This is a genomic window from Pseudomonas flexibilis, assembly GCF_000806415.1.
GTDB classification, from domain to species: domain Bacteria; phylum Pseudomonadota; class Gammaproteobacteria; order Pseudomonadales; family Pseudomonadaceae; genus Serpens; species Serpens flexibilis.
This window is the reverse complement of record NZ_JTAK01000005.1, coordinates 137,168-156,010: the sequence shown is the minus strand read 5'-3', so window position 1 is coordinate 156,010 and position 18,843 is coordinate 137,168. Positions and strand designations below refer to the sequence as shown.

At 61.9% G+C, this 18,843-nt stretch carries 20 protein-coding genes and 1 pseudogene; 11 read left to right on the top strand and 10 right to left on the bottom strand.

All coding sequences use genetic code 11. The features are described 5' to 3' along the window. Positions 1–15 precede the first annotated feature (15 nt). Complete coding sequence (locus PT85_RS12985) at positions 16–735, bottom strand: response regulator (protein WP_039606862.1); 720 nt, start codon at positions 733–735, stop codon at positions 16–18. A 49-nt stretch (positions 736–784) separates the two neighbouring features. After that, positions 785–2,011 (bottom strand): acyl-CoA dehydrogenase, encoded by a 1,227-nt coding sequence (locus PT85_RS12980; RefSeq protein ID WP_027591402.1) that lies wholly within the window; start codon positions 2,009–2,011, stop codon positions 785–787. A gap of 138 nt (positions 2,012–2,149) precedes the next feature. Here PT85_RS12980 and PT85_RS12975 point away from each other — a divergent pair, with 138 nt between their 5' ends. Further along, positions 2,150–3,049: a LysR family transcriptional regulator gene (locus PT85_RS12975; protein WP_027591401.1), complete on the top strand. Its 900-nt coding sequence runs from the start codon at positions 2,150–2,152 to the stop codon at positions 3,047–3,049. A 90-nt stretch (positions 3,050–3,139) separates the two neighbouring features. On the opposite strand, the gene PT85_RS12970 is transcribed toward PT85_RS12975, so the two are convergent. Together PT85_RS12970 and PT85_RS12965 are read right to left on the bottom strand one after the other, a co-directional pair. Then, positions 3,140–3,559 (bottom strand): DUF192 domain-containing protein, encoded by a 420-nt coding sequence (locus PT85_RS12970; protein WP_027591400.1) that lies wholly within the window; start codon positions 3,557–3,559, stop codon positions 3,140–3,142. 48 nt (positions 3,560–3,607) lie between these two features. Then, entirely contained in the window at positions 3,608–3,829 is a 222-nt protein-coding gene (locus tag PT85_RS12965) for a VF530 family protein (protein WP_027591399.1), read from the bottom strand. A 114-nt stretch (positions 3,830–3,943) separates the two neighbouring features. On the opposite strand from PT85_RS12965, the gene PT85_RS12960 reads away from it, so the two are divergent. Beyond that, positions 3,944–4,222, top strand: a complete 279-nt coding sequence (locus PT85_RS12960) for a peptidylprolyl isomerase (protein WP_039606861.1) — start codon at positions 3,944–3,946, stop codon at positions 4,220–4,222. A 29-nt stretch (positions 4,223–4,251) separates the two neighbouring features. Here the strand turns inward: PT85_RS12960 and PT85_RS12955 are convergent, their stop codons facing one another. The 3 genes from PT85_RS12955 to PT85_RS12945 form a co-directional block, all read right to left on the bottom strand. Beyond that, positions 4,252–5,841: an ABC-F family ATPase gene (locus PT85_RS12955; RefSeq protein ID WP_027591397.1), complete on the bottom strand. Its 1,590-nt coding sequence runs from the start codon at positions 5,839–5,841 to the stop codon at positions 4,252–4,254. Between the two features lie 93 nt (positions 5,842–5,934). Continuing rightward, positions 5,935–6,291, bottom strand: coding sequence for a DUF1294 domain-containing protein (locus PT85_RS12950; RefSeq protein ID WP_234702703.1), 357 nt, complete (start codon positions 6,289–6,291; stop codon positions 5,935–5,937). Next, positions 6,288–7,118, bottom strand: a complete 831-nt coding sequence (locus tag PT85_RS12945; RefSeq protein WP_027591395.1) for an undecaprenyl-diphosphate phosphatase — start codon at positions 7,116–7,118, stop codon at positions 6,288–6,290. Before PT85_RS12945 ends, PT85_RS12950 begins: the two co-directional genes overlap by 4 nt. A 316-nt stretch (positions 7,119–7,434) precedes the next feature. Between PT85_RS12945 and PT85_RS18615 the strand changes: the two are divergent. The 8 genes and pseudogenes from PT85_RS18615 to PT85_RS12905 form a co-directional block, all read left to right on the top strand. Continuing rightward, positions 7,435–8,211: pseudogene (locus PT85_RS18615) on the top strand (cache domain-containing protein); the annotation flags it as partial. A 120-nt stretch (positions 8,212–8,331) separates the two neighbouring features. Next, positions 8,332–9,066 carry a methyl-accepting chemotaxis protein gene (locus PT85_RS18610; RefSeq protein WP_407681101.1) on the top strand — a complete coding sequence of 245 codons (735 nt, stop codon included), beginning with the start codon at positions 8,332–8,334 and terminating at the stop codon, positions 9,064–9,066. Between the two features lie 299 nt (positions 9,067–9,365). After that, a complete protein-coding gene (locus PT85_RS12935; protein WP_051587503.1) occupies positions 9,366–9,797 on the top strand; it encodes a hypothetical protein in 432 nt (143 codons plus the stop codon). Position 9,798: 1 nt separating this feature from the next. Next, a complete protein-coding gene (locus PT85_RS12930; RefSeq protein ID WP_027591392.1) occupies positions 9,799–10,377 on the top strand; it encodes a hypothetical protein in 579 nt (192 codons plus the stop codon). 47 nt (positions 10,378–10,424) lie between these two features. Beyond that, positions 10,425–11,423: an autotransporter outer membrane beta-barrel domain-containing protein gene (locus tag PT85_RS12925; protein WP_027591391.1), complete on the top strand. Its 999-nt coding sequence runs from the start codon at positions 10,425–10,427 to the stop codon at positions 11,421–11,423. A gap of 57 nt (positions 11,424–11,480) precedes the next feature. Further along, positions 11,481–12,164, top strand: coding sequence for a C39 family peptidase (locus PT85_RS12920; protein WP_027591390.1), 684 nt, complete (start codon positions 11,481–11,483; stop codon positions 12,162–12,164). A 27-nt stretch (positions 12,165–12,191) separates the two neighbouring features. After that, positions 12,192–12,914, top strand: a complete 723-nt coding sequence (locus PT85_RS12915) for a hypothetical protein (RefSeq protein WP_037009525.1) — start codon at positions 12,192–12,194, stop codon at positions 12,912–12,914. Between the two features lie 489 nt (positions 12,915–13,403). Further along, complete coding sequence (locus PT85_RS12905) at positions 13,404–14,537, top strand: transporter family protein (RefSeq protein WP_407681100.1); 1,134 nt, start codon at positions 13,404–13,406, stop codon at positions 14,535–14,537. Positions 14,538–14,563: 26 nt separating this feature from the next. On the opposite strand, the gene PT85_RS12900 is transcribed toward PT85_RS12905, so the two are convergent. Further along, on the bottom strand, positions 14,564–15,889 hold the full coding sequence (locus PT85_RS12900) for a sigma-54 dependent transcriptional regulator (protein ID WP_039606860.1): 1,326 nt from the start codon (positions 15,887–15,889) through the stop codon (positions 14,564–14,566). Between the two features lie 231 nt (positions 15,890–16,120). Here PT85_RS12900 and PT85_RS12895 point away from each other — a divergent pair, with 231 nt between their 5' ends. Next, positions 16,121–16,384: a hypothetical protein gene (locus PT85_RS12895; protein ID WP_027591386.1), complete on the top strand. Its 264-nt coding sequence runs from the start codon at positions 16,121–16,123 to the stop codon at positions 16,382–16,384. A gap of 78 nt (positions 16,385–16,462) precedes the next feature. Here the strand turns inward: PT85_RS12895 and PT85_RS12890 are convergent, their stop codons facing one another. Beyond that, positions 16,463–18,331 carry a SurA N-terminal domain-containing protein gene (locus tag PT85_RS12890; protein ID WP_039606859.1) on the bottom strand — a complete coding sequence of 623 codons (1,869 nt, stop codon included), beginning with the start codon at positions 18,329–18,331 and terminating at the stop codon, positions 16,463–16,465. 196 nt (positions 18,332–18,527) lie between these two features. Then, positions 18,528–18,800 (bottom strand): HU family DNA-binding protein, encoded by a 273-nt coding sequence (locus PT85_RS12885; protein ID WP_027591384.1) that lies wholly within the window; start codon positions 18,798–18,800, stop codon positions 18,528–18,530. Between the last annotated feature and the right edge of the window lie 43 nt (positions 18,801–18,843).

The following is an 18,843-nucleotide window of genomic DNA, read 5'->3' as shown; positions in this document are numbered from 1 at the left end:
AAACAATTGAAACCTTCAGTCGCGCCCAGTCACCAGCATGTAACCGACCCCGCGCAGGGTGCGGATGATCCGTGGCTTCTCCGGGTCGTCCTCGAGCTTGCGGCGCAGCCGGGCGATACGGATGTCGATGGAACGGTCGAACGGGCTCCAGTCGCGGTTCTGGGTCAGGTTGAGCAATTGATCGCGGCTCAGTGGCCGGTTCGGGCGCTGGGCGAAGGCCTGCAGCAGGTCGAACTCCATGGCGGTCAGCTCGATGTCGGCGCCCTGCTCGTCGAGCAGCCGGCGACTGTCCAGTTCCAGGCGGAAGCGCCCGAGCGGGATGCCGGATGGCTGCGACTCGGCAGCTTGCGGCGCGGTCGGAACGACGCGATAGCGACGCAGCACACTGCGCACCCGGGCGAGCAGTTCGCGCAGCTCGAAGGGTTTGGCCAGGTAGTCGTCGGCACCGACCTCCAGGCCGACGATGCGGTCCAGGGGCGTGCCGGCGCCCGAGATCATAATCACCGGCAGGTCGTGCCGTTCGCGCAGGAAGCGCGCCAGACTCAGGCCGTCCTCGCCGGGCAGGCCCACATCCAGCAGCACCAGATCGGGCAGCTGCGCGGCCAGCGACTGGCGCAGGGCCGTGCTGTCGGCGCAGCCTTCCACCTGGTAACCCTGGCCACCCAGGTAGTCGCCCAGCAGACGGCGCACCTCGGCGTCGTCATCCACCACCAGCAGTCGCGCCTGTTCCGCCATGCCCCTGCCCTCGCTGCCCATTCTCAGCTTAGACAGGGGTGCTTGCGCCTCAGCGACCGCGCAGCGCCTCGCGCGGCACGTACTTGGCCAGTTCGTGCTTGCCGATGCTGGCGCGGTGCACCTCGTCCGGGCCGTCGGCCAGACGCAGGGTGCGCTGCATGGCGTACCAGTAGGCCAGCGGGAAATCCTGGGAGACGCCGGCGCCGCCGTGCATCTGGATGGCGCGGTCGATCACCCGCAGCGCCACGTTGGGCGCCACCACCTTGATCTGCGCGATCTCGCTGGCCGCCACCTTGTTGCCCACGGTGTCCATCATGTAGGCGGCGTTGAGAGTCAGCAGGCGCGCCATGTTGATCTCGGTGCGCGAGTCGGCGATGTGGTCCAGGTTGCCGCCCAGGCGGGCCAGTGGCTTGCCGAAGGCGGTACGGCTGACCGAGCGCTTGCACATCAGTTCCAGGGCGCGTTCGGCCATGCCGATCGAGCGCATGCAGTGGTGGATGCGCCCGGGGCCGAGGCGCCCCTGGGCGATCTCGAAGCCGCGACCCTCGCCGAGGATGACGTTCTCGTAGGGCACGCGCACGTTCTCGAACAGCACCTCGGCATGGCCGTGGGGCGCGTCGTCGTAACCGAACACGTGCAACGGGCGGACCACGGTCACGCCGGGGGTGTCCTTGGGCACCAGGATCATCGAGTGCTGCTGGTGGCGCGGGTTGTCCGGGTTGGTCAGGCCCATGAAGATCAGCACGGTGCAGCGCGGGTCGCTGGCGCCGGAGGTCCACCACTTGCGGCCGTTGATCACCCACTCGTCGCCGTCACGCCGGGCGCTGGCCTGCATGTTGGTGGCGTCCGAGGAGGCCACGCCGGGCTCGGTCATGGCGAAGCCGGAACGGATCTCGCCGGCCAGTAGCGGTTCGAGCCAGCGCTTCTTCTGCTCGGTGCTGCCGTAACGGACCAGCACCTCCATGTTGCCGGTGTCCGGCGCGGAACAGTTGAAGGGCTCCGGGCCGATCAGCGAACGGCCCATGATCTCGGCCAGGGGCGCGTACTCCAGGTTGGAGAGGCCAGCGCCATAGTCGGACTCGGGCAGAAACAGGTTCCACAGCCCTTCCGCCTTGGCCCTGGCCTTCAGCGTTTCCATGATCGCCGTCGGCCGCCAGCGATTGCCCTCGGCCACTTGCTGTTCGAACACCGCCTCGGCGGGATAGACATGTTCCTCCATGAACGCGGTGAGCCGCTCACGAAGCTGTTGCACCTTGGGCGAATAGGCGAAATCCATGCTGGCACCTGTAGGGTCGAATGACTGGTCGAAATCCTAGGACAGCCCTGCAGATATACCCAGCCTATTTTTGGCGTGTATAAACATTCATAACCTGGATAATATCCGGCACGCTCGTTTTCGCAGGGAACTCACGTTATGGGACTCAGCAAGGTCGACCTCAACCTGTTCATCGTCTTCGATGCCATCTACAGCGAAGCCAACCTGACCCGCGCCGGGCAGATCGTCGGCATCACCCAGCCGGCGGTATCCAACGCGCTGGCGCGGTTGCGCGAGACCTTCAACGATCCGCTGTTCGTGCGCACCGCCCAGGGCATGGTGCCCACGCCCATGGCACAGAACATCATCGGCTCGGTGCGCCAGGCCCTGCAGTTGCTGAGGGTGTCGGTGCAGGAAAGCCGGACCTTCAACCCCGTCGAGGCGTCAAAGACGTTTCGTATCGGCATGACCGACCTGAGCGAAGCCATTCTGCTGCCGCCGCTTTTCCAGCGCCTGGGTCGCCTGGCACCGCAGGTGCGTATCGAAAGCACCCTGGCGCGACGCCGGGAAACCACCAGTGAACTGGCTGCAGGCAAGCTGGATTTCGCCGTGGACGTGCCCCTCAACAGCGACCCGCAGGTGCGTCACATCAAGCTGCTGGAAGACCGTTTCGTCTGTGCCATGCGCCCGGGACACCCACTGGCAAACGGACCGCTGACACTGGAAGGCTATCTGGCGGCAGGCCATATCCATATCTCCAGTCGCCGCAATGGTCTGGGCTATGTCGACCTGACACTGGGCAAGCTGGGCAAGCAGCGGCGCATCGCCCTGCGCTCGCCCCACTACCTGATGGCCACCCGGGTGCTGCAGGAAACCGACCTGTTGCTCACCGTGCCGGAGCGCTTCGCACGCCAGCAGGCCCTGCATGTGGCCGAGCTGCCGCTGGCCGATGTGCCGCTGCTGGCCAGTCACCTGTACTGGCACGAAAGTACCGACCAGGATCCGGCCAACCGCTGGATGCGCGAGCAACTGGTGGATATCGCCGAGCGCATTTCCTGAGGTCGCTTCTGGAAAGCCTTTTCAAGCTGCTGAACTGGCAAGAAAAACGATTCTTGATGTTCTACTTGAAGTACGGCCTGCTCGCTGCGCTCAGTCGGCGGGCAGGCCCGCGAACGGTAGGCCGGGCACGATGCCACGCTGGTTGAACCAGCCCTGATTGACTTCCAGGGCATAGCGCGCCGGAGCGCTGGAGCACTTCACGGTGAGGTCGTGCGGGTGCAGGTCAACCAGGTTGATGATGCGCCCCGCCTCGTCCAGAAATGCCGCCGACAGGGGCAACGGCGTGTTCTTCATCCACAGGCACTGGGTCTTCAGCTGCGGAAAGCGAAACAGCATGCCGGCGGACTCGGCGAGCTCGGTGCGCCCCATCAGGCCACGCTGGCGATCCTCGGCGGTGAAGACGTATTCGGCATGCAAGGCATGGCCGCCGACGCTCAGCGCCAGCAGGCGTGGCTCGGTGAGCGCCATGCCGGCGCAAGACAGCAGGGAGATGAGCAATAACGCGCGCATGCGTATCTTTCCGAGCAATGGGGGCGTGAGCACTATAGCCGTGCTGTCTCAGCCTTTGCGCTGGCGTAACTGCACATATAGCGCCTCGACCTTGTCCCGCGCCCAGGGTGTTTTGCGCAGGAAGGTCAGGCTGGACTTGATGCTCGGATCGCTGCTGAAACAGCGGATGTCGATACGCTGTGCCAATCCTGGCCAACCGTAATGCTCGACCAGCTCGGTCAGCAGATGCTCCAGGGTGACGCCGTGCAGGGGGTTCTTTGCGCTGTTCATGGATAAAGACCGGGTTAAAGGGAACGTCACCTGCCAGCGGATTCTTGAGCTCCTGCGTTGAGCCGCGCGGGTGAAGCCGGCAGAATGCCGCCCCCCGCAGTAAGGAGTCCAAGAATGGCCAAAGCCATGGCACGCCACATCCTGGTGAAGACCGAAGCCGAAGCGGCCCAATTGAAGAAACGCCTTGCCACTGGTGAGCCGTTCGACACGCTGGCGAAGAAATACTCCACCTGCCCGTCCGGCAAGCGCGGCGGCGATCTGGGCGAGGTGCGGCCGGGCCAGATGGTGCGGGTGATCGACGAGGTGATCTTCAAGAAGGCCGTGGGCGAAATTCACGGGCCGGTGAAATCCCAGTTCGGCTATCACCTGGTGCAGGTGTTCTACCGCGGGTAGGGCGCCACAGCGCGGCGCCCTACCCTGGGTTAAACGAGAACGCCCTGGCTGCGCAGGTAGTCGTCGTAGCTACCGCTGAAGTCGGTCACGCCGTTTTCCGACAGCTCGATGATGCGGGTGGCCAGCGAGGAGACGAACTCGCGGTCATGGCTGACGAAGACCAGCGTGCCCGGGTAGTTCTCCAGCGCCAGGTTGAGCGCCTCGATGGACTCCATGTCCAGGTGGTTGGTCGGCTCGTCCATTACCAGCACGTTGGGCTTCTTCAGGATCAGCTTGCCGAACAGCATGCGGCCTTGCTCGCCACCGGAGATGACCTTCACCGACTTTTTGATCTCGTCGTTGGAGAACAGCATGCGGCCGAGGGTGCCGCGCACCAACTGCTCGCCGCCCTGGGTCCACTGGGCCATCCAGTCGAACAGGGTGACGTCGTCTTCGAAGTCCTCGGCATGGTCCTGGGCGAAGTAGCCGATTTCGGCGCTTTCCGTCCATTTCACCTCGCCGGTCATGGGCGGCATCTCGCCGACCAGGGTACGCAGCAGCGTGGTCTTGCCGATGCCGTTGGGGCCGATGATGGCGACGCGTTCGCCGGCCTCGATCTGCAGCGACAGGTTCTTGAACAGCGCCTGGCCATCGAAACCCTGGCTGACCTTCTCCAGCGTCACCGCCTGGCGGTGAAGTTTCTTGGTCTGTTCAAAACGGATGAACGGACTGACACGGCTGGACGGCTTGACCTCTTCCAGCTGGATCTTGTCGATCTGCCGGGCACGGCTGGTGGCCTGCTTGGCCTTGGAGGCGTTGGCCGAGAAGCGGCTGACGAAGGTCTGCAGTTCGGCGATCTGCGCCTTCTTCTTGGCGTTGTCGGACAGCAGGCGCTCGCGGGCCTGGGTCGCGGCGATCATGTACTCGTCATAGTTGCCCGGGAACAGGCGGATCTCGCCGTAATCCAGGTCGGCCATGTGCGTGCACACGCTGTTCAGGAAATGGCGGTCGTGGGAAATGATGATCATGGTACTGTTGCGCGCGGTGAGCACGCCTTCCAGCCAGCGGATGGTGTTGATATCCAGGTGGTTGGTCGGCTCGTCGAGCAGCAGCACGTCCGGATCGGAGAACAGCGCCTGCGCCAGCAGCACGCGCAGCTTCCAGCCCGGCGCCACCTCGCTCATCGGACCGAAGTGCTGGTCCAGCGGAATGCCGACGCCCAGCAGCAGCTCGCCGGCGCGGGACTCGGCGGTGTAGCCATCCAGCTCGGCGAATTCCACTTCCAGCTCGGCCACCGCCATGCCCTCTTGCTCGCTCATCTCCGGCAGCGAATAGAGACGATCACGCTCGGCCTTGACCTTCCACAGCTGCTCGTGACCCATGATCACAGTGTCGATCACGGTGTTGTTTTCGTAGGCAAACTGGTCCTGGCGCAGTTTGCCCAGGCGGGTGTTGGGTTCGAGCATCACCTGGCCAGCGGATGGCTCCAGCTCACCGCCAAGGATCTTCATGAAGGTGGACTTGCCGCAGCCGTTGGCGCCGATCAGGCCGTAGCGGTTGCCATTGCCGAACTTGACGGAAACATTCTCGAACAGCGGCTTGGCGCCGAACTGCATGGTGATATTGGCGGTGGAGATCAAGGCGGGTTCCTGCTTGAGCTGCCCCGGAGGGGCAAAAAGGGGCGGATTGTACGCCTTCCCTCCAGCCAAAACAGCCCTTTGACGTGTGTTTGGTCAGCTAAGGAACCGGTAGCTTTCTGGCAGCAGCCAGTAGACCCAGAACAGCTGATGCACGATCACGATGCTCCAGAACGGCATCAGGAAGCGGAGCTTGCGTGTCTTGTGGCGCAGGCGCTGCTGGGCAACCAGTGCTCCAGGCCAACCCCCGTAGAGGGCCGCCGCGTGGAGCAGCTTTTCCGGAATGCGCCAACGGCCGCGCTGCGCCTGGCGCTTGTCATGCCGGTACAGGCCGTAGGTCACCAAACTGGCCAGCAGGTAGGCCACCAGTGCAATGGGAAAGCCCAGCACCAGGGCGCTGCCAACCGGGACCGCCATCAGGGCGGCAAACACGAGCAAGTGGGCGGGTTTCAACCTTGTGCTGTGCTCCAGTCGATCCATCCGAACTGCCAGGTAGCGAGAATCAGCAAACCGAACGCGATGCGATACCAGGCAAACGCCGCGTAGCTGTGATTGCCGATGAACCTTAGCAGCGCGCGCACCGCCAGCATGGCGAAGATGAACGACACCACGAAACCCAGCGCGAAGACCGGCAGATCGGCCGGCTGAAACAGGTCCCGGTACTTGTAGCCGGAGTACACCGCGGCACCCACCATCGTGGGCATGGCCAAAAAGAAGGAGAACTCGGTGGCCGCCTTGCGCGACAGGCCGAACAGCAGGCCGCCGATAATGGTCGAGGCCGAACGCGAGGTGCCGGGTATCAAGGCCAGGCACTGGGCGCAACCCACCTTCAGCGCCTGCGACCAGCGCATGTCATCGACCGTTTCGGCCTGAACGGCATGAGGACGCCGCTCCGCCCAGAGCATCACGACGCCACCTACAACCAGGGCAGCAGCCACGGTGATGGGGTTGAAGAGGAACTCGTGGATCAGGTCGGAAAAGATCACACCGATCACAGCCGCCGGCAGGAAGGCCAGCAGCAGGTTGAAAGTGAAGCTCTGCGCCGAGCGCTGACGCGGCAGCCCGACCACCACATCGAGGATCTTGCGGCGGTACTCCCAGACCACCGCAAGAATGGCTCCCAACTGGATGATGATGTTGAACGCCCGCGCCCTTTCCCCGCCAAACCCGATGAGGTCGGCAACGATGATCTGATGGCCGGTACTTGAAATCGGTAGAAACTCAGTCAGTCCCTCGACAATGCCTAGCAGCAAGGCCTGAAAGGCGGTCCAAAGATCCATAACACTCCTTAGGGGGCGGCGCGCTGCGCCCGGTTCGAGAAGGTGCCGGCATCAGGGTCGGCTAGGGGCGCGCCATGCTACCAGAGCTTGGATATCGATGGAAAAACGTTCTTTTCCCGCGGTTCTTGCAGCGATTTATTTATTACCTCCCTATCTAATATTGAATTTTGACTTCCAAGAGGAGTTGAACTTCGCCTAAAGGGTAATGGACGTTATGTCGCACCCTGATGCAACTTACGCCGACTTGCGGCAACCTATCGACTTGAAGCAAAGCAGCCAGAGTCACCGTAAATAAAAATGAATCAGGGTTAACACCATGTTCTTGCGCTCCTTGCCTATTCGCCACCGACTTTGGCTAATCCTTGCCCTATTCCTTTTGATGCTAGTTGTCCAGGGGGTATTCCAGCTCCAGCAACTTTATGGGGATCTGCACCGGGGGAAAGCGGAAAAGACACAGCACCTGGTCGAAAGCGCCCTCGGCATTCTCCAGCAGTACCATCGCCTGGAAACCCAGGGGGTCATGGACCGCGCCAAGGCCCAGGAGGAAGCCCAGAAGCTGCTGGCGCAGTTGCGCTATGGCGAAAACGACTACTTCTGGGTCAATGACCTGCATCCGCGCATGATCATGCACCCGACCAACCCGAAACTGAACGGCGAGTCCCTGCGTGATTACAAGGATCCGGACGGGACGGAGTTGTTCAATGTCATGGTAAGCGTGGTCAAGGCCCGGGGTGCCGGTACCGTCGAATACCGCTGGCCCAAGCCAGGCCACGACACTCCGGTGCCGAAGATTTCCTATGTACAACTCTTCGAGCCCTGGGGCTGGATTCTGGGAACGGGCGTATATATCGACGATATCCGCGAGCAGTTCATTACCCAGACCTTCAAGGCCTCAGCCATTGGCATGGTTATCGTTCTGCTCAGCGGCCTGCTGCTGACGTTGATTGCCCGCAGCATCACCCGGCCGCTGAATGATGCGGTGCAGGCGATGGCCAGTATCGCCAGTGGCGAAGCCGATCTGACACAACGCCTGGAAGCGCGTGGCCGGGACGAGGTCAGCCACATGGCCGAGCATTTCAACCGCTTCACCGCGAACCTTCACCAGCTCGTTGAACGTCTACTCAAGGATGCCGTTTCCCTGCAGCAATCGGCGGACGGTCTCAACCAGGTGGCCGGTAACAGCCAGCAGTTCTGCCAGAAGCAGTCCTTGCAGATGGAGCAGGTTGCCACGGCTGTCAACGAGGTCAGCTACGCCGTCCAGGATGTCGCGCGCAACGCCGAGCAGGCTTCCAGCGAGGTGAACCAGGCCGAAGCCCAGGCCCGCCAGGGTCGTCAGAACATCGACCGCAGCCTCGAACAGATCGACCAGCTGTCGGCGCGAATCGCCCAGGCCGTGGACGTCATCCAGGGGCTGGCCGACGAGAGCACGCAGATTGGTACCGTCGTGGAGGTCATTCGCGGCATCGCCGAACAGACCAACTTGCTGGCGCTTAACGCCGCCATCGAGGCGGCACGGGCTGGCGAGCAGGGTCGAGGCTTCGCCGTGGTGGCGGACGAAGTGCGCCTGCTGGCGCAGCGTACCCAGCAGTCGACTGCGGAAATCCAGCAGATGATCGAGCGACTGCAGGGCAACTCCGGAAACGCGGTCAAGGTAATTGCCGAAAGCAACCAGGCCACCCGACTCACCGTGGAACAGGCTGGCCTTGCCCGGGAGACGCTGGAGCAGATCACCGGGGCGCTGCGCAATCTGGCCGGGGTGAACGCCTCGATTGCCAGTGCCACGCTGCAGCAATCGCACGTGATCGACGACATCAACCGCAACGTCACCGAGGCCGCCGGGCTCGCGCACGAGATCGTGCGATCCGCCGACCAGACCAGCGATGCAGGCCAGCATCTCAACCAGCTGGCCGCACACCTCAACCGCCTCCTCGGCCAATTCCGCGTCTGACCCCCCCCCCTCAGCTGCAGCTGGCAGGGCTTCCCCGATTCCCGGAGAAGCCCTGCCTATCTGTTTCGAACCTTTGACACACCGGAGGGCTCTAGTCCGGTCGCTGTCTCACATTCGAGACAGGTGTTTGGCCTGTTTCGTTTCACCCTCGTTACATCTTGCGCCAAGCGCTCCTCCCTAACTTCCGCAACCTATTGTTTTTAAACACCTTTCAGGAAGCGGCACGACTCCTGCCTGAGCCAGAAGAAATGGATGCACAAGGGATCTGGCATGTATCGCCAAGGCGTAAGGAGTTTCTGGTGCTGAAGCAATTCGTACTTGGATTGGGAGTGGCGATTATCGCTGGCGAAGCGTTCGCGGCGGGAGATGGCACCATCGTCATCCAGCGCGAGCTCCAGCCCCGTGTGGCTTTTCGGCAAACCATGGTGCCCGATCCCCATCCCATCGCGGTTAACCCCAATGTTTCCTCCCAGGTGAACAACCAACTGAGCGGACTGGAGCTCAGCGATGGCGATTTCGCCCACATCACCAGTGGCCAGCGCCTAGGCCACGCCAGCCTGGCTGACGGCGATCTGCCTGGCCTTGATGGTATCCCCTCCACGAATACGCGACTTCCCGGAATGTCCGCCGGCCGAGCCGGCTCATCGGGTGGCAACAGCATTTCCAGCCAGGTCAACAGAAGTGTCCAGAGAGGCCTGGCACCGCTCCAGAACCTGACCGGAGGCCGCTGAGATGAATCGCTGGCTCATGCTGATCGCTCTTCTGCTGGCCCTTCGGGCCCTGGCTGTCGAGCCCAACCCGTCGCACAGCGTGATTGACGACACCGGCATCGACAGCCAGGGACTCGTTTCGGTCAATGTCGGCGCCGGAGATCTGAATCAGCAAATCAACGCACGGGCAATCGCGATCAGCGCGGAGTTGGCTACGGCCCGGCTGCAACTGGAGCAGGAGCTGGAATTGCAGAGCCTCGACCTGAGCCAGGACGCGCAAGCGAACCTGCTGGGCGATTCCTTCAGCCGCAATAACGGGCTGATCGGTGTGAACCAGGCTTCGGGTTCCGGCAATCAGCAAATCAATTCCTTCCGCCTCAGCCTGGCACGGCAGCGGCAGGATCTGGATGACAGCGTGCTCGCACAGCAGCTCGTGGCACCTGCGCAACCCTCCGGGGCGACTGACCAACCCAAGGGCAACCGTATCGTCGTCACGGACGATAAGGCCTTCGCCGGAAGTCGGGGTGTGGTTCAGCTGAACCAGAGTGCTGGGGTCGGCAACCAGTCGGTGAACAGCCTCAGCATGACAGTAGTGGACTGACCCTCTTCGCAACCGCGAAATGACTACGTACCCGCAAGGAGAAACCCATGAAAGTTATGTGGACACTGAAACCCCTGGCATTCGCCGTTGCCGCCGGCCTCGCTTTTTCGGCCACCGCTCAGGAGGTTCCGCCTCCCACTACCCCGGGCTCTTCGGCCCAGGCTACGGTTAGCGACACTCAAACCAGCACCGGCAACTATGTGTTGAACCAGGGGACTGTCAACACTGCCAGCCTGGAGAGCTCCCTGGACGATGCGGCCGGTAACGTAGGCGTCAACATCGCCGGTGGCGATCACAACCAGCAGGCCAACTCCGCCGCCCTGTCGACCGCAGATGAGTTCTTTGTCTTCGGAACCGCCACGGCCTCGGTCAATCTGAACCAGACCGGCACCAATGTGGTGGACAACTACTCGGTGACCAACTCCGCCAGCGTCCTGGATTCCGGCAACAACGCCTCCGGCAACATCGGCATCAACGTGGCCAGCGGCGTGTTCAACCAGCAGAAGAACGACTTCGCAACCGCGACTGCTGGTGGTTTCGTGGCCACCGCAAGTAGCACGGCAACCCAGAGCTCGACCGGCAACATCACCAACAACCGGGCTGTGCTGACCGAGTCGGCGACTGTCGCACTCACGCTCGATGGCAACGTAACCGGCACCTATTCGGGCATTTCCGATCAGGTCGGGGACGTATACCTCGAAGTGTGGGATGGCGCGTTACATCCCAATGGCACCGTACAGCTGGGACACGTGGACGTGGACAGCGACACCCAGGGTGCTCAGGCCGGCCCCAACGGTACCGGCGCCTTCCTGTTCGAGGAAAGCGGCGAGATCGACCTGGCTGGCACGCTGACCGGCACCGTGCCGCTGGTATCCCTGCAGCAGGCCGTCAACAACTCCGCCACCGTCACCGGCTCGCTGAATGGCGCCTCCGGCAATGTCGGCCTGAACGTCGCCGCCGGTTCCGGTAACCAGCAGAGCAACTCCCTGGCGATCGCTGCGGGCTGCAACGCTTGCTCGGGGAATGGAAGTCCTACCGGTCTGTAACCCTGACAAGGGCTCCACTCGGAGCCCTTTCCTTTGAACGTGCAGGAACGCCAACGAATGCTCGCTTGTATTCTTGCCATCTCGCTCGTGCTGCTGGCTACCGACGTTCTGGCCGCCCGGCTGCCCTTCCCGGTGCTCCCGGGAGGCAACATGGCCTTTCTCGAGGTCCAGAGCATCCGCGAGCGCCGTTTCAGCCATATCGTGCAACAACAGACGGATTTCAGTTGCGGGGCCGCATCACTCGCGACGGTCCTGCGCGAAGCCTACGACTTCGATGTCAACGAACAGATGGTCATCGAAGGCATGCTGGCCGGCGCCGATCAGAACATCGTCCGGACCCAGGGCTTCTCCATGCTCGACATGAAACGCTATGTGGAGGCAATCGGCCTGAGGGCCCGTGGCTACCGCATAGCACCTGCGGGCTTGCAGCACCTGCGGGTTCCGGCAGTCGTCCTCCAGGAAGTCCGTGGCTACAAGCATTTTGTCGTGCTGCTGCGTAGTGACGAACAGCATGTCTACGTAGGCGACCCGGTACTCGGCCACAAACGCTACAGCCTTGAAGAGTTCGTCCAGGGCTGGAACGGAATTGTGTTTGCTGTCATCGGGCCCGGTTACAACCGTCTCAATGCCCTGCTCGACCCACCCGAGCCTCTGACCGCCAAGGAGCGCATTGATGCTTTCCAGCCCGTGCGCGATGCCGAACTCATGGAGTTCGGTTTCATCCAGAGCGATTTCTTCTGATGTGAGCAGAACGTCTGGAGGATCCCGATGAACAAATGTGTGTGTGGTTTGCTCGTTGCGTGTCTGCTGGTGCCTTCTCTGGGCGTAGCCGGCACGCCGTTCGAGCCTGTGGAGCTGACGGACCCGGAGCTTGCCCAACTGCGCGGGCGTTATGTCCTGCCCAGCCATATCGTGCATTTCGGTGTCACCCTGACCAGCACCTGGGAACAGTCCGGGCAGCAGCTTGGAGCCTCCGTCTCCCTGCAGGCACAGCAAGGTGCCCAGCCGGTCCTGACAGTCACTCCGGTCTCATCCGGTACCGGATCCACGCCTTCCGCCGGATCCGGGATGATCATCGGTGGCCAGGGCTTGGCCAATGTGGATGGCATCAGCCAGAGCGTGCGAACCGCTGGCGACCTGAACACCGCCTCGAACGGCATCCAGATCAGCATCCAGCGCAATGGAGAGGCGCCCGATCTGGCGCCTGGAACAGCCCTTGAGGGCAGCTTCAGCCACTCCAACGCGCTCGGCACCGCTTCGGTCAGCACCTCCCAGGGCAAGCTACAGCTGGGGATAGCGACCCATGGGCAAGGGAGCAGTCTGCAGCAGCTGGGTGGTGGCCTGCTGCAGGACACCCGAATTGTCAGTTCGCAAAATACCGTCATCAACACCGCCAGGCTCGACGTGGTGATGCAGCAGGGAAGCCGCACCATGGACCTGATGAACTGCAACCTGGAGCAACTGCGTGCCCTGAGGCCCACGGGATATTGATCTACGCTTGCGTTCTTCACCTTTCAGTCAGACAGGGATGTCAGCATGCTTCGTTCGTTTCGTCCGCATCTGCTTGGAATCACCGCACTGGGTGCGCTGTCCGCACCGCTGGCAGTTGCCTCCACCCAAGCCGAAATCGAAACCCTGGAGCAGGAAATTCAGGACCTGCGCGATCAGTATGATCGCTACAAACGGGCCCTCGAGGAGCTGTCTGCCAGTGCCGCCCGGGAAGAAGCACAAGCCGCCGAGGCCGAGAAAGTCATCCAGGAAGCCAGGAGCAAACCTGTTCCCGCACCGCTTCCCAGAGCCAATCCCGCTCCCACGCCGATGACGGCTCCTTCGCCCGCAGCGCGTGGCCTCAACGCAGGAACTCCAGCGCAGCCCTTGCCTGCGGTTGCACCCGCAAGCCCGGTAGCACCAGCGGCGGCCACCATGGGAAGTGCAGCTGCTGCACCGGTTCCAAGTGGCGTGCGCATGCCGACGCCGGTCATGGCCACGCCACCCGCGGCGCAACCCTCCACGACAGCCAATGGCATCCCCATACCGCCGAAACTCCCCAGGGCGGCGCAGACCGCAGGGCCGCAGCTGGCACAGGCACCCGGGCCGCGGACCGTCCAGTCCCTGCAGACGGATGGCTACGGGGCAAGCCTGAAGGAAGACGCCGAGCCCATCCGCAGCGTCGAAACCCTCTATGACGAGGCTTCCGGCTTCTTTGGTGGAGGCACCTACAGCCTGGAAACAGGCATTACCTACAGCCATTACGATACCCGCCAATTGATCCTCAACGGTTTTCTAGCCCTGGATTCGATCTTCCTTGGGAACATCAATGTCGATCAGATCAATGCTGATAACTTCACACTGGATCTGACCGGCCGCTACAACCTGCATAATCGCCTGCAGTTTGATGTGAACGTCCCGTTTCTCTTCCGAGACGTGACCTACGAGTCCGCAGGCGCAGGCAATTCGACCGCCCAGGTTTCAGACCGCACAGTCAGTACAGGCCCCGAGGTCGGGGATATCAGTGTGGGTATTTCGTACAAGATCCTGGACCAGAACGAGAGCCGGCCCGACACCATCCTCAGTCTGCGGGCCAAGGCGCCCAGCGGCCGGGATCCGTATGGCATCAAGATGACCAGGGTGGCTGACAACGACAACATCACTGTCCCGACTGACTTGCCCACCGGAAACGGAGTCTGGTCGTTGACCCCTGGCATCTCGCTGGTGAAAACCGTCGACCCGGCCGTGCTGTTCGGCAACCTGTCCTACACGTACAACTTCGAGGAAGAGTTCAGCGATATCAGTGCGCAGCAGGGCACCCGCCTGGGTGGCAAGGTGCGGCTGGGCAACTGGTGGCAGTTCGGGATGGGCCTGGCATTCGCACTCAACGAAAAGATGAGTCTATCGATGTCCTATTCGCAGCTGATCGGTCGGAGCAGCCGCATTCGCCAGAATGGCGGGGACTGGTTCACGGTGGTGGGCAGCGACGCAAACGCGGCCTATTTCAACCTGGGCATGACCTATGCGGCGAGCAACAATCTCGCAATCGTGCCCAACCTCTCGATGGGTCTGACTCCAGATGCACCGGATTTCACGTTCAGCTTGAAATTCCCCTACTACTTCTGACTCTGGACTTGGCCATGGGCCTGCCGTCAGAGCAGGCCGTGCTTGTGGAGCAGACGGTAGAAGGTTGGCCTGGAAATACCGAGGGCCCGTGCGGCTTCGCTCAGATTGTTGGTGTGTTGGCGTAATGCCTCACCCAGCGCTTGTCGTTCGGCCTGAAGCCGGTAGTACTCCAAGGTATGCAGCGAGCCTCGGTGGTCCACCGATACCGCCAACCCCATGTCTTCGGCCTCGATCTGTCGCCCTTCCGCCAGGACCAGCCCGCGCCGCACCCGGTTGGCCAGCTCACGAATATTGCCTGCCCAGGGATGGTCGAGCATGGCTTGAATGGCCGTTTCGCTGAAACTTCGGGGCCTTCGACCGGTTTCGCTGCTGTAAAGACGTGCAAAATGCGCAGCCAGCTGGGGCAAGTCGGTCAACCTCTCGCGCAGAGGGGGCATGCGAATCTGCAATACGTTCAGGCGGTAATACAGATCCTCGCGGAACCTACCCTCCCGGATAGCCTGCTCAAGGTCGATATGGGTGGCCGACAGCACACGCACATTGACCGCTATCGGTCGACTACCACCCACGCGCTCAATGTGTTTTTCCTGAAGGAACCGCAGCAGGTTGGCCTGGAGTTCCAGCGGCAGGTCGCCGATTTCATCGAGCAGCAACGTGCCACCGTCCGCTGCCTCTATCCGCCCGACCTTGCGTTGATGGGCGCCGGTAAAGGCCCCCTTCTCATGGCCGAACAACTCGGACTGGATGAGGTTCTCGGGAATGGCGCCGCAATTGATGGCCACAAATGCCTCGCCTGCACGGCGCGAAAGATTATGCAGGGCACGCGCCACCACTTCCTTTCCGGTGCCGCTCTCGCCGCGGATCATCACGGGCGAGTCAGTCGGGGCAAAGCGGGTAATCAGCCTTCGAATCTCCGACATCGCCCGGCTTTCCCCCAACAGGTCATCCCAGGGGCCACGCTGCTCGTCGGTCCTCTGCCGAAGCCGTGACATGCCGTACGCACGCCCCAGCGCAATGCGGATGCGTGCCTCGTCGAGCGGTAGGGTGTGGAAGTCGAAGAACCACTCGTAGATGAAATCACGCACCCGTTGCAACGGCAGAAGTTCGGCGCTCAGCACGGCGATCCACTCCCCCGCGTTCTGCAACAGCAAGGCCCGAATGCGCTCCAGACGGCCTAGGCTCTGTCCATCCAGGCGGACCATTCCTACGTGAAAGTCGCGTGCGGAGGCGTCTTCCAGGCTTGCACTGCTCACTTCCCATCCCGCAGCCTGAAGTGTTGGCAGCAGGCGCCTACAGGCATCACAGGGGTCAACCATGAGCAGGCGCCGGACCCCGTTTGTTGCATCCTGCATGTCCGTTCCTTGGCAGTGGTTCGTCGCTGCTGGCGTAGCGACATAACGGTAGCAAGGAATGGCGGGCCGGCTTGTCCGCCTGTCTATTTATTAGGGCCTGTCATGTAGGCGCCAAAAAGATTCGGCAGCGCGACGTAAGCGTGACCTTTTGCGGATTGGAATTATCCAAAAGTCGTAAGGCACATGATTGAACTGTTACTTCCCCGGATTCCGTTTTTGGAGAGTAATCGCATGACAGCGCTCCGCACCAACGAAGCACTCTTGATCGCCTGCCGAGCTTTTCAGCCGTTGCAGTGCATTGCCTGGGCGACCGACTACACAGGCGAGCTGAGCCTGACAGTCATAGACAAGACCACCGCTAGCGTTGTGGGGCGTTCCCGGATGTCACGCCTGGACTATGCCGACACGGAGCACTTGGGAAATGTGTTGGCCGAGGCTCGCAGGCAACTGGCTGACGAGGGGATCGTGCTGGGTCCCTGGCAGATTCCCGAGTAACAACGCAGCGCTTTAACGGCACAGCATGAAAAAGGGCCCTGCTGCAGTTGCAGCAGGGCCCTTTCGGTTCCGCACGAATCAGAAGCGCTCGATATCCGCCTCACGCTGCAAGCGCGCACGGTAGGCTGCGAAATCGTCCTGACCGGCACGCGACGCCAGGAAGCGCTGATACATCCGTGCCTCGTTGTCGTCCAGCACTTCCGTCGGCTCACTGACTCCGGTCAGACGCAGCAGAACGTAGTCACCATTGCCGAGCGCGATACCGGCGAACTGCGGCTTCTGGGCTTGCTCAGGTTTGGGCATGCGGAACAGAGTCTGCAGTACTTGAGGTTCAACCCCTTCCAGAGAGCGGGTGGCCGCCTCGAAAACCTGCCAGCTGCTCTCTTGGGTGGACGGGGTCTGGCCTTCGCGCAGATTGGCAAGCAGCGCTTCGCCCTGGCTCTTGGCAGCTTCAGCTGCGGATTCGCGCTGCAGGGTTGCCCGCACACTGCCCGCGACTTGTTCCAGGTTCATACGCTGGGGCTGACGATGCTCTTTTACGCGCATCACCATGATGGTCTCGGCGTCCAATTCCAGCGCCTGGCTGTTGGCGCCGCTTTCCAGAAGATCCGGGCTGAAAGCCTGCTGGATCACTTGCCGGTTGGCTGTGATGCCAGAGCCGCCGCCCTCGCGCCCGAAAGGCTCGCTGGTCTGCACCTGCAGACCCAGCTCCTGCGCAGGCTGCTGCAAATCAGCCGCTTCGAAGGCCAGGTTCTCCAGCTCACGTACCGCCTCGACGAAACGCTGCTCGACCTTCTCGGCCTTCAGGTCACGCTCAAGCTTGTCCTTGAGGGCGGCGAAGCTGGGCACGTCGGCGGCCTGGGAATCGAGCAACTTGATCAGGTGCCAGCCAAACTCGGTCCGCACCGGCGCAGATACTTCGCCTTTTTTCAGTGCGAACAGCACCGATTCGAACTCCGGGTCGTAGACACCCGGGCCGGCGAAGCCGAGATCTCCGCCATCAGCCGCCGAGCCGGTATCTTCCGACGCCTCACGGGCCAGGACGGCGAAATCCTCACCCTGATCGAGGCGCTGGCGCAGCGCTTCGATATGCTTGCGTGCCTCGTCGCTGCTACGCGCGTCACCCGCTTCAATCAGGATGTGCGCGGCGCGACGCTGTTCAGCCAGGTTGGCGATCTCTGCCTGGTAACGGGAACGCAGCTCTTCCTCGCTGGTGCTCACCTGGTCGAAGAAGCTGTCCTTCTTGAGCTCGACGTACTCGATGACCACCTGCTCGGGGGTCATGAATCGCTGAGCATTCTGTTCGTAATAGGCGGCCACCTGCTCGTCGGTGACGTCAACCTCATTGGTATCGGCCTTAATGCGATACAGCGCGAAATCACGAGTCTGCTTGTCCAGTCGCACGAAGTCGCGCACTTCCTGCTCGGTCACGAAACCACTGCCAGCAACCGCCGCCTGCAACTGGCCAATAAGCATCTCTTCTTCAAGCATCTGCCGGAACTGCAGACGGCCGTAGCCCATCTGGCGGATGACCTGGTCGAAGCGCGCTGGACTGAAGCGGCCGTTCTCCTGGAATTCCGGGGTCTGCAGAATGACCTGATCGAGCGCTGCCTGGGAAAGAGCGAAATCGGATTCCTGGGCAGCCTGCACCAGCAAACGACGGTCGATCAGATCGCTGAGTGCCGCATTGCGCAGCAGCTGCTCATCGATCAGTGAGGTATCGAAATCTCGACCAAACTGCTGAAGCAGCTGGCGACGCTGCATTTCGACAGCCTGGTTGAGTTCGGAAAGACTGATCTCTTCCCCGTTCACCTCGGCGGCAGTCTGCTGGTTTCCGGCACTGTTGAAAATGGCTTCGAAGCCGGTCAGTGCCAGCAATACGATGATGAGACCGATGATGGTCTTGGCAATCCACCCCTGTGAATTGTCCCTGATATTTTGCAGCATGCATCCCCCAGTAACGACCGTTCTACGGCCAGGCTGCGCGAGTGAAGCCCGGAAAGTACAAAGGCGCACCGGAGGGATGCGCCTTCGCGATAACCACGGAGTGGGAGGACTCTAGTTCGGATCCCCCATCTGACAAGCCCAGGCCGCCAGAGTACCCCGCTGCCAGGCCGGTGCGGCCTGGCAATTCGAAAGACGCTTAGTTTACGGCGTCTTTCAGTGCCTTGCCCGGCTTGAAGCTCGGGATCTTGGCAGCTTCGATCTTGATCGGCTTGCCAGTCTGCGGGTTGCGACCGGTACGTGCCGCGCGTTCCTTGACAGCGAAGGTACCGAAGCCCACCAGGACCACGGAATCACCTGCCTTCAGAGCACCAGTGACGGATTCGATCACAGCGTCCAGCGCACGACCAGCAACGGCTTTCGGGATATCAGCAGATGCGGCGATGGCATCGATCAGTTCCGACTTGTTCACTCTAAGTCCCCTTATCTAACTTTAATGAAGTTATTTTTTACAG

What these genes read in the sequence shown, in the direction of transcription:
- PT85_RS12900 (WP_039606860.1), bottom strand. Translation starts at nt 15,889, where the DNA reads ATGCAGGATGCAACAAACGGGGTCCGGCGCCTGCTCATGGTTGACCCC.
- PT85_RS12890 (WP_039606859.1), bottom strand. Translation starts at nt 18,331, where the DNA reads ATGCTGCAAAATATCAGGGACAATTCACAGGGGTGGATTGCCAAGACC.
- PT85_RS12915 (WP_037009525.1), top strand. Translation starts at nt 12,192, where the DNA reads ATGAACAAATGTGTGTGTGGTTTGCTCGTTGCGTGTCTGCTGGTGCCT.
- PT85_RS12965 (WP_027591399.1), bottom strand. Translation starts at nt 3,829, where the DNA reads ATGAACAGCGCAAAGAACCCCCTGCACGGCGTCACCCTGGAGCATCTG.
- PT85_RS12980 (WP_027591402.1), bottom strand. Translation starts at nt 2,011, where the DNA reads ATGGATTTCGCCTATTCGCCCAAGGTGCAACAGCTTCGTGAGCGGCTC.
- PT85_RS18610 (WP_407681101.1), top strand. Translation starts at nt 8,332, where the DNA reads ATGGAGCAGGTTGCCACGGCTGTCAACGAGGTCAGCTACGCCGTCCAG.
- PT85_RS12905 (WP_407681100.1), top strand. Translation starts at nt 13,404, where the DNA reads ATGGCCACGCCACCCGCGGCGCAACCCTCCACGACAGCCAATGGCATC.
- PT85_RS12970 (WP_027591400.1), bottom strand. Translation starts at nt 3,559, where the DNA reads ATGCGCGCGTTATTGCTCATCTCCCTGCTGTCTTGCGCCGGCATGGCG.
- PT85_RS12920 (WP_027591390.1), top strand. Translation starts at nt 11,481, where the DNA reads ATGCTCGCTTGTATTCTTGCCATCTCGCTCGTGCTGCTGGCTACCGAC.
- PT85_RS12985 (WP_039606862.1), bottom strand. Translation starts at nt 735, where the DNA reads ATGGCGGAACAGGCGCGACTGCTGGTGGTGGATGACGACGCCGAGGTG.
- PT85_RS12925 (WP_027591391.1), top strand. Translation starts at nt 10,425, where the DNA reads ATGAAAGTTATGTGGACACTGAAACCCCTGGCATTCGCCGTTGCCGCC.
- PT85_RS12960 (WP_039606861.1), top strand. Translation starts at nt 3,944, where the DNA reads ATGGCCAAAGCCATGGCACGCCACATCCTGGTGAAGACCGAAGCCGAA.
- PT85_RS12975 (WP_027591401.1), top strand. Translation starts at nt 2,150, where the DNA reads ATGGGACTCAGCAAGGTCGACCTCAACCTGTTCATCGTCTTCGATGCC.
- PT85_RS12945 (WP_027591395.1), bottom strand. Translation starts at nt 7,118, where the DNA reads ATGGATCTTTGGACCGCCTTTCAGGCCTTGCTGCTAGGCATTGTCGAG.
- PT85_RS12930 (WP_027591392.1), top strand. Translation starts at nt 9,799, where the DNA reads ATGAATCGCTGGCTCATGCTGATCGCTCTTCTGCTGGCCCTTCGGGCC.
- PT85_RS12895 (WP_027591386.1), top strand. Translation starts at nt 16,121, where the DNA reads ATGACAGCGCTCCGCACCAACGAAGCACTCTTGATCGCCTGCCGAGCT.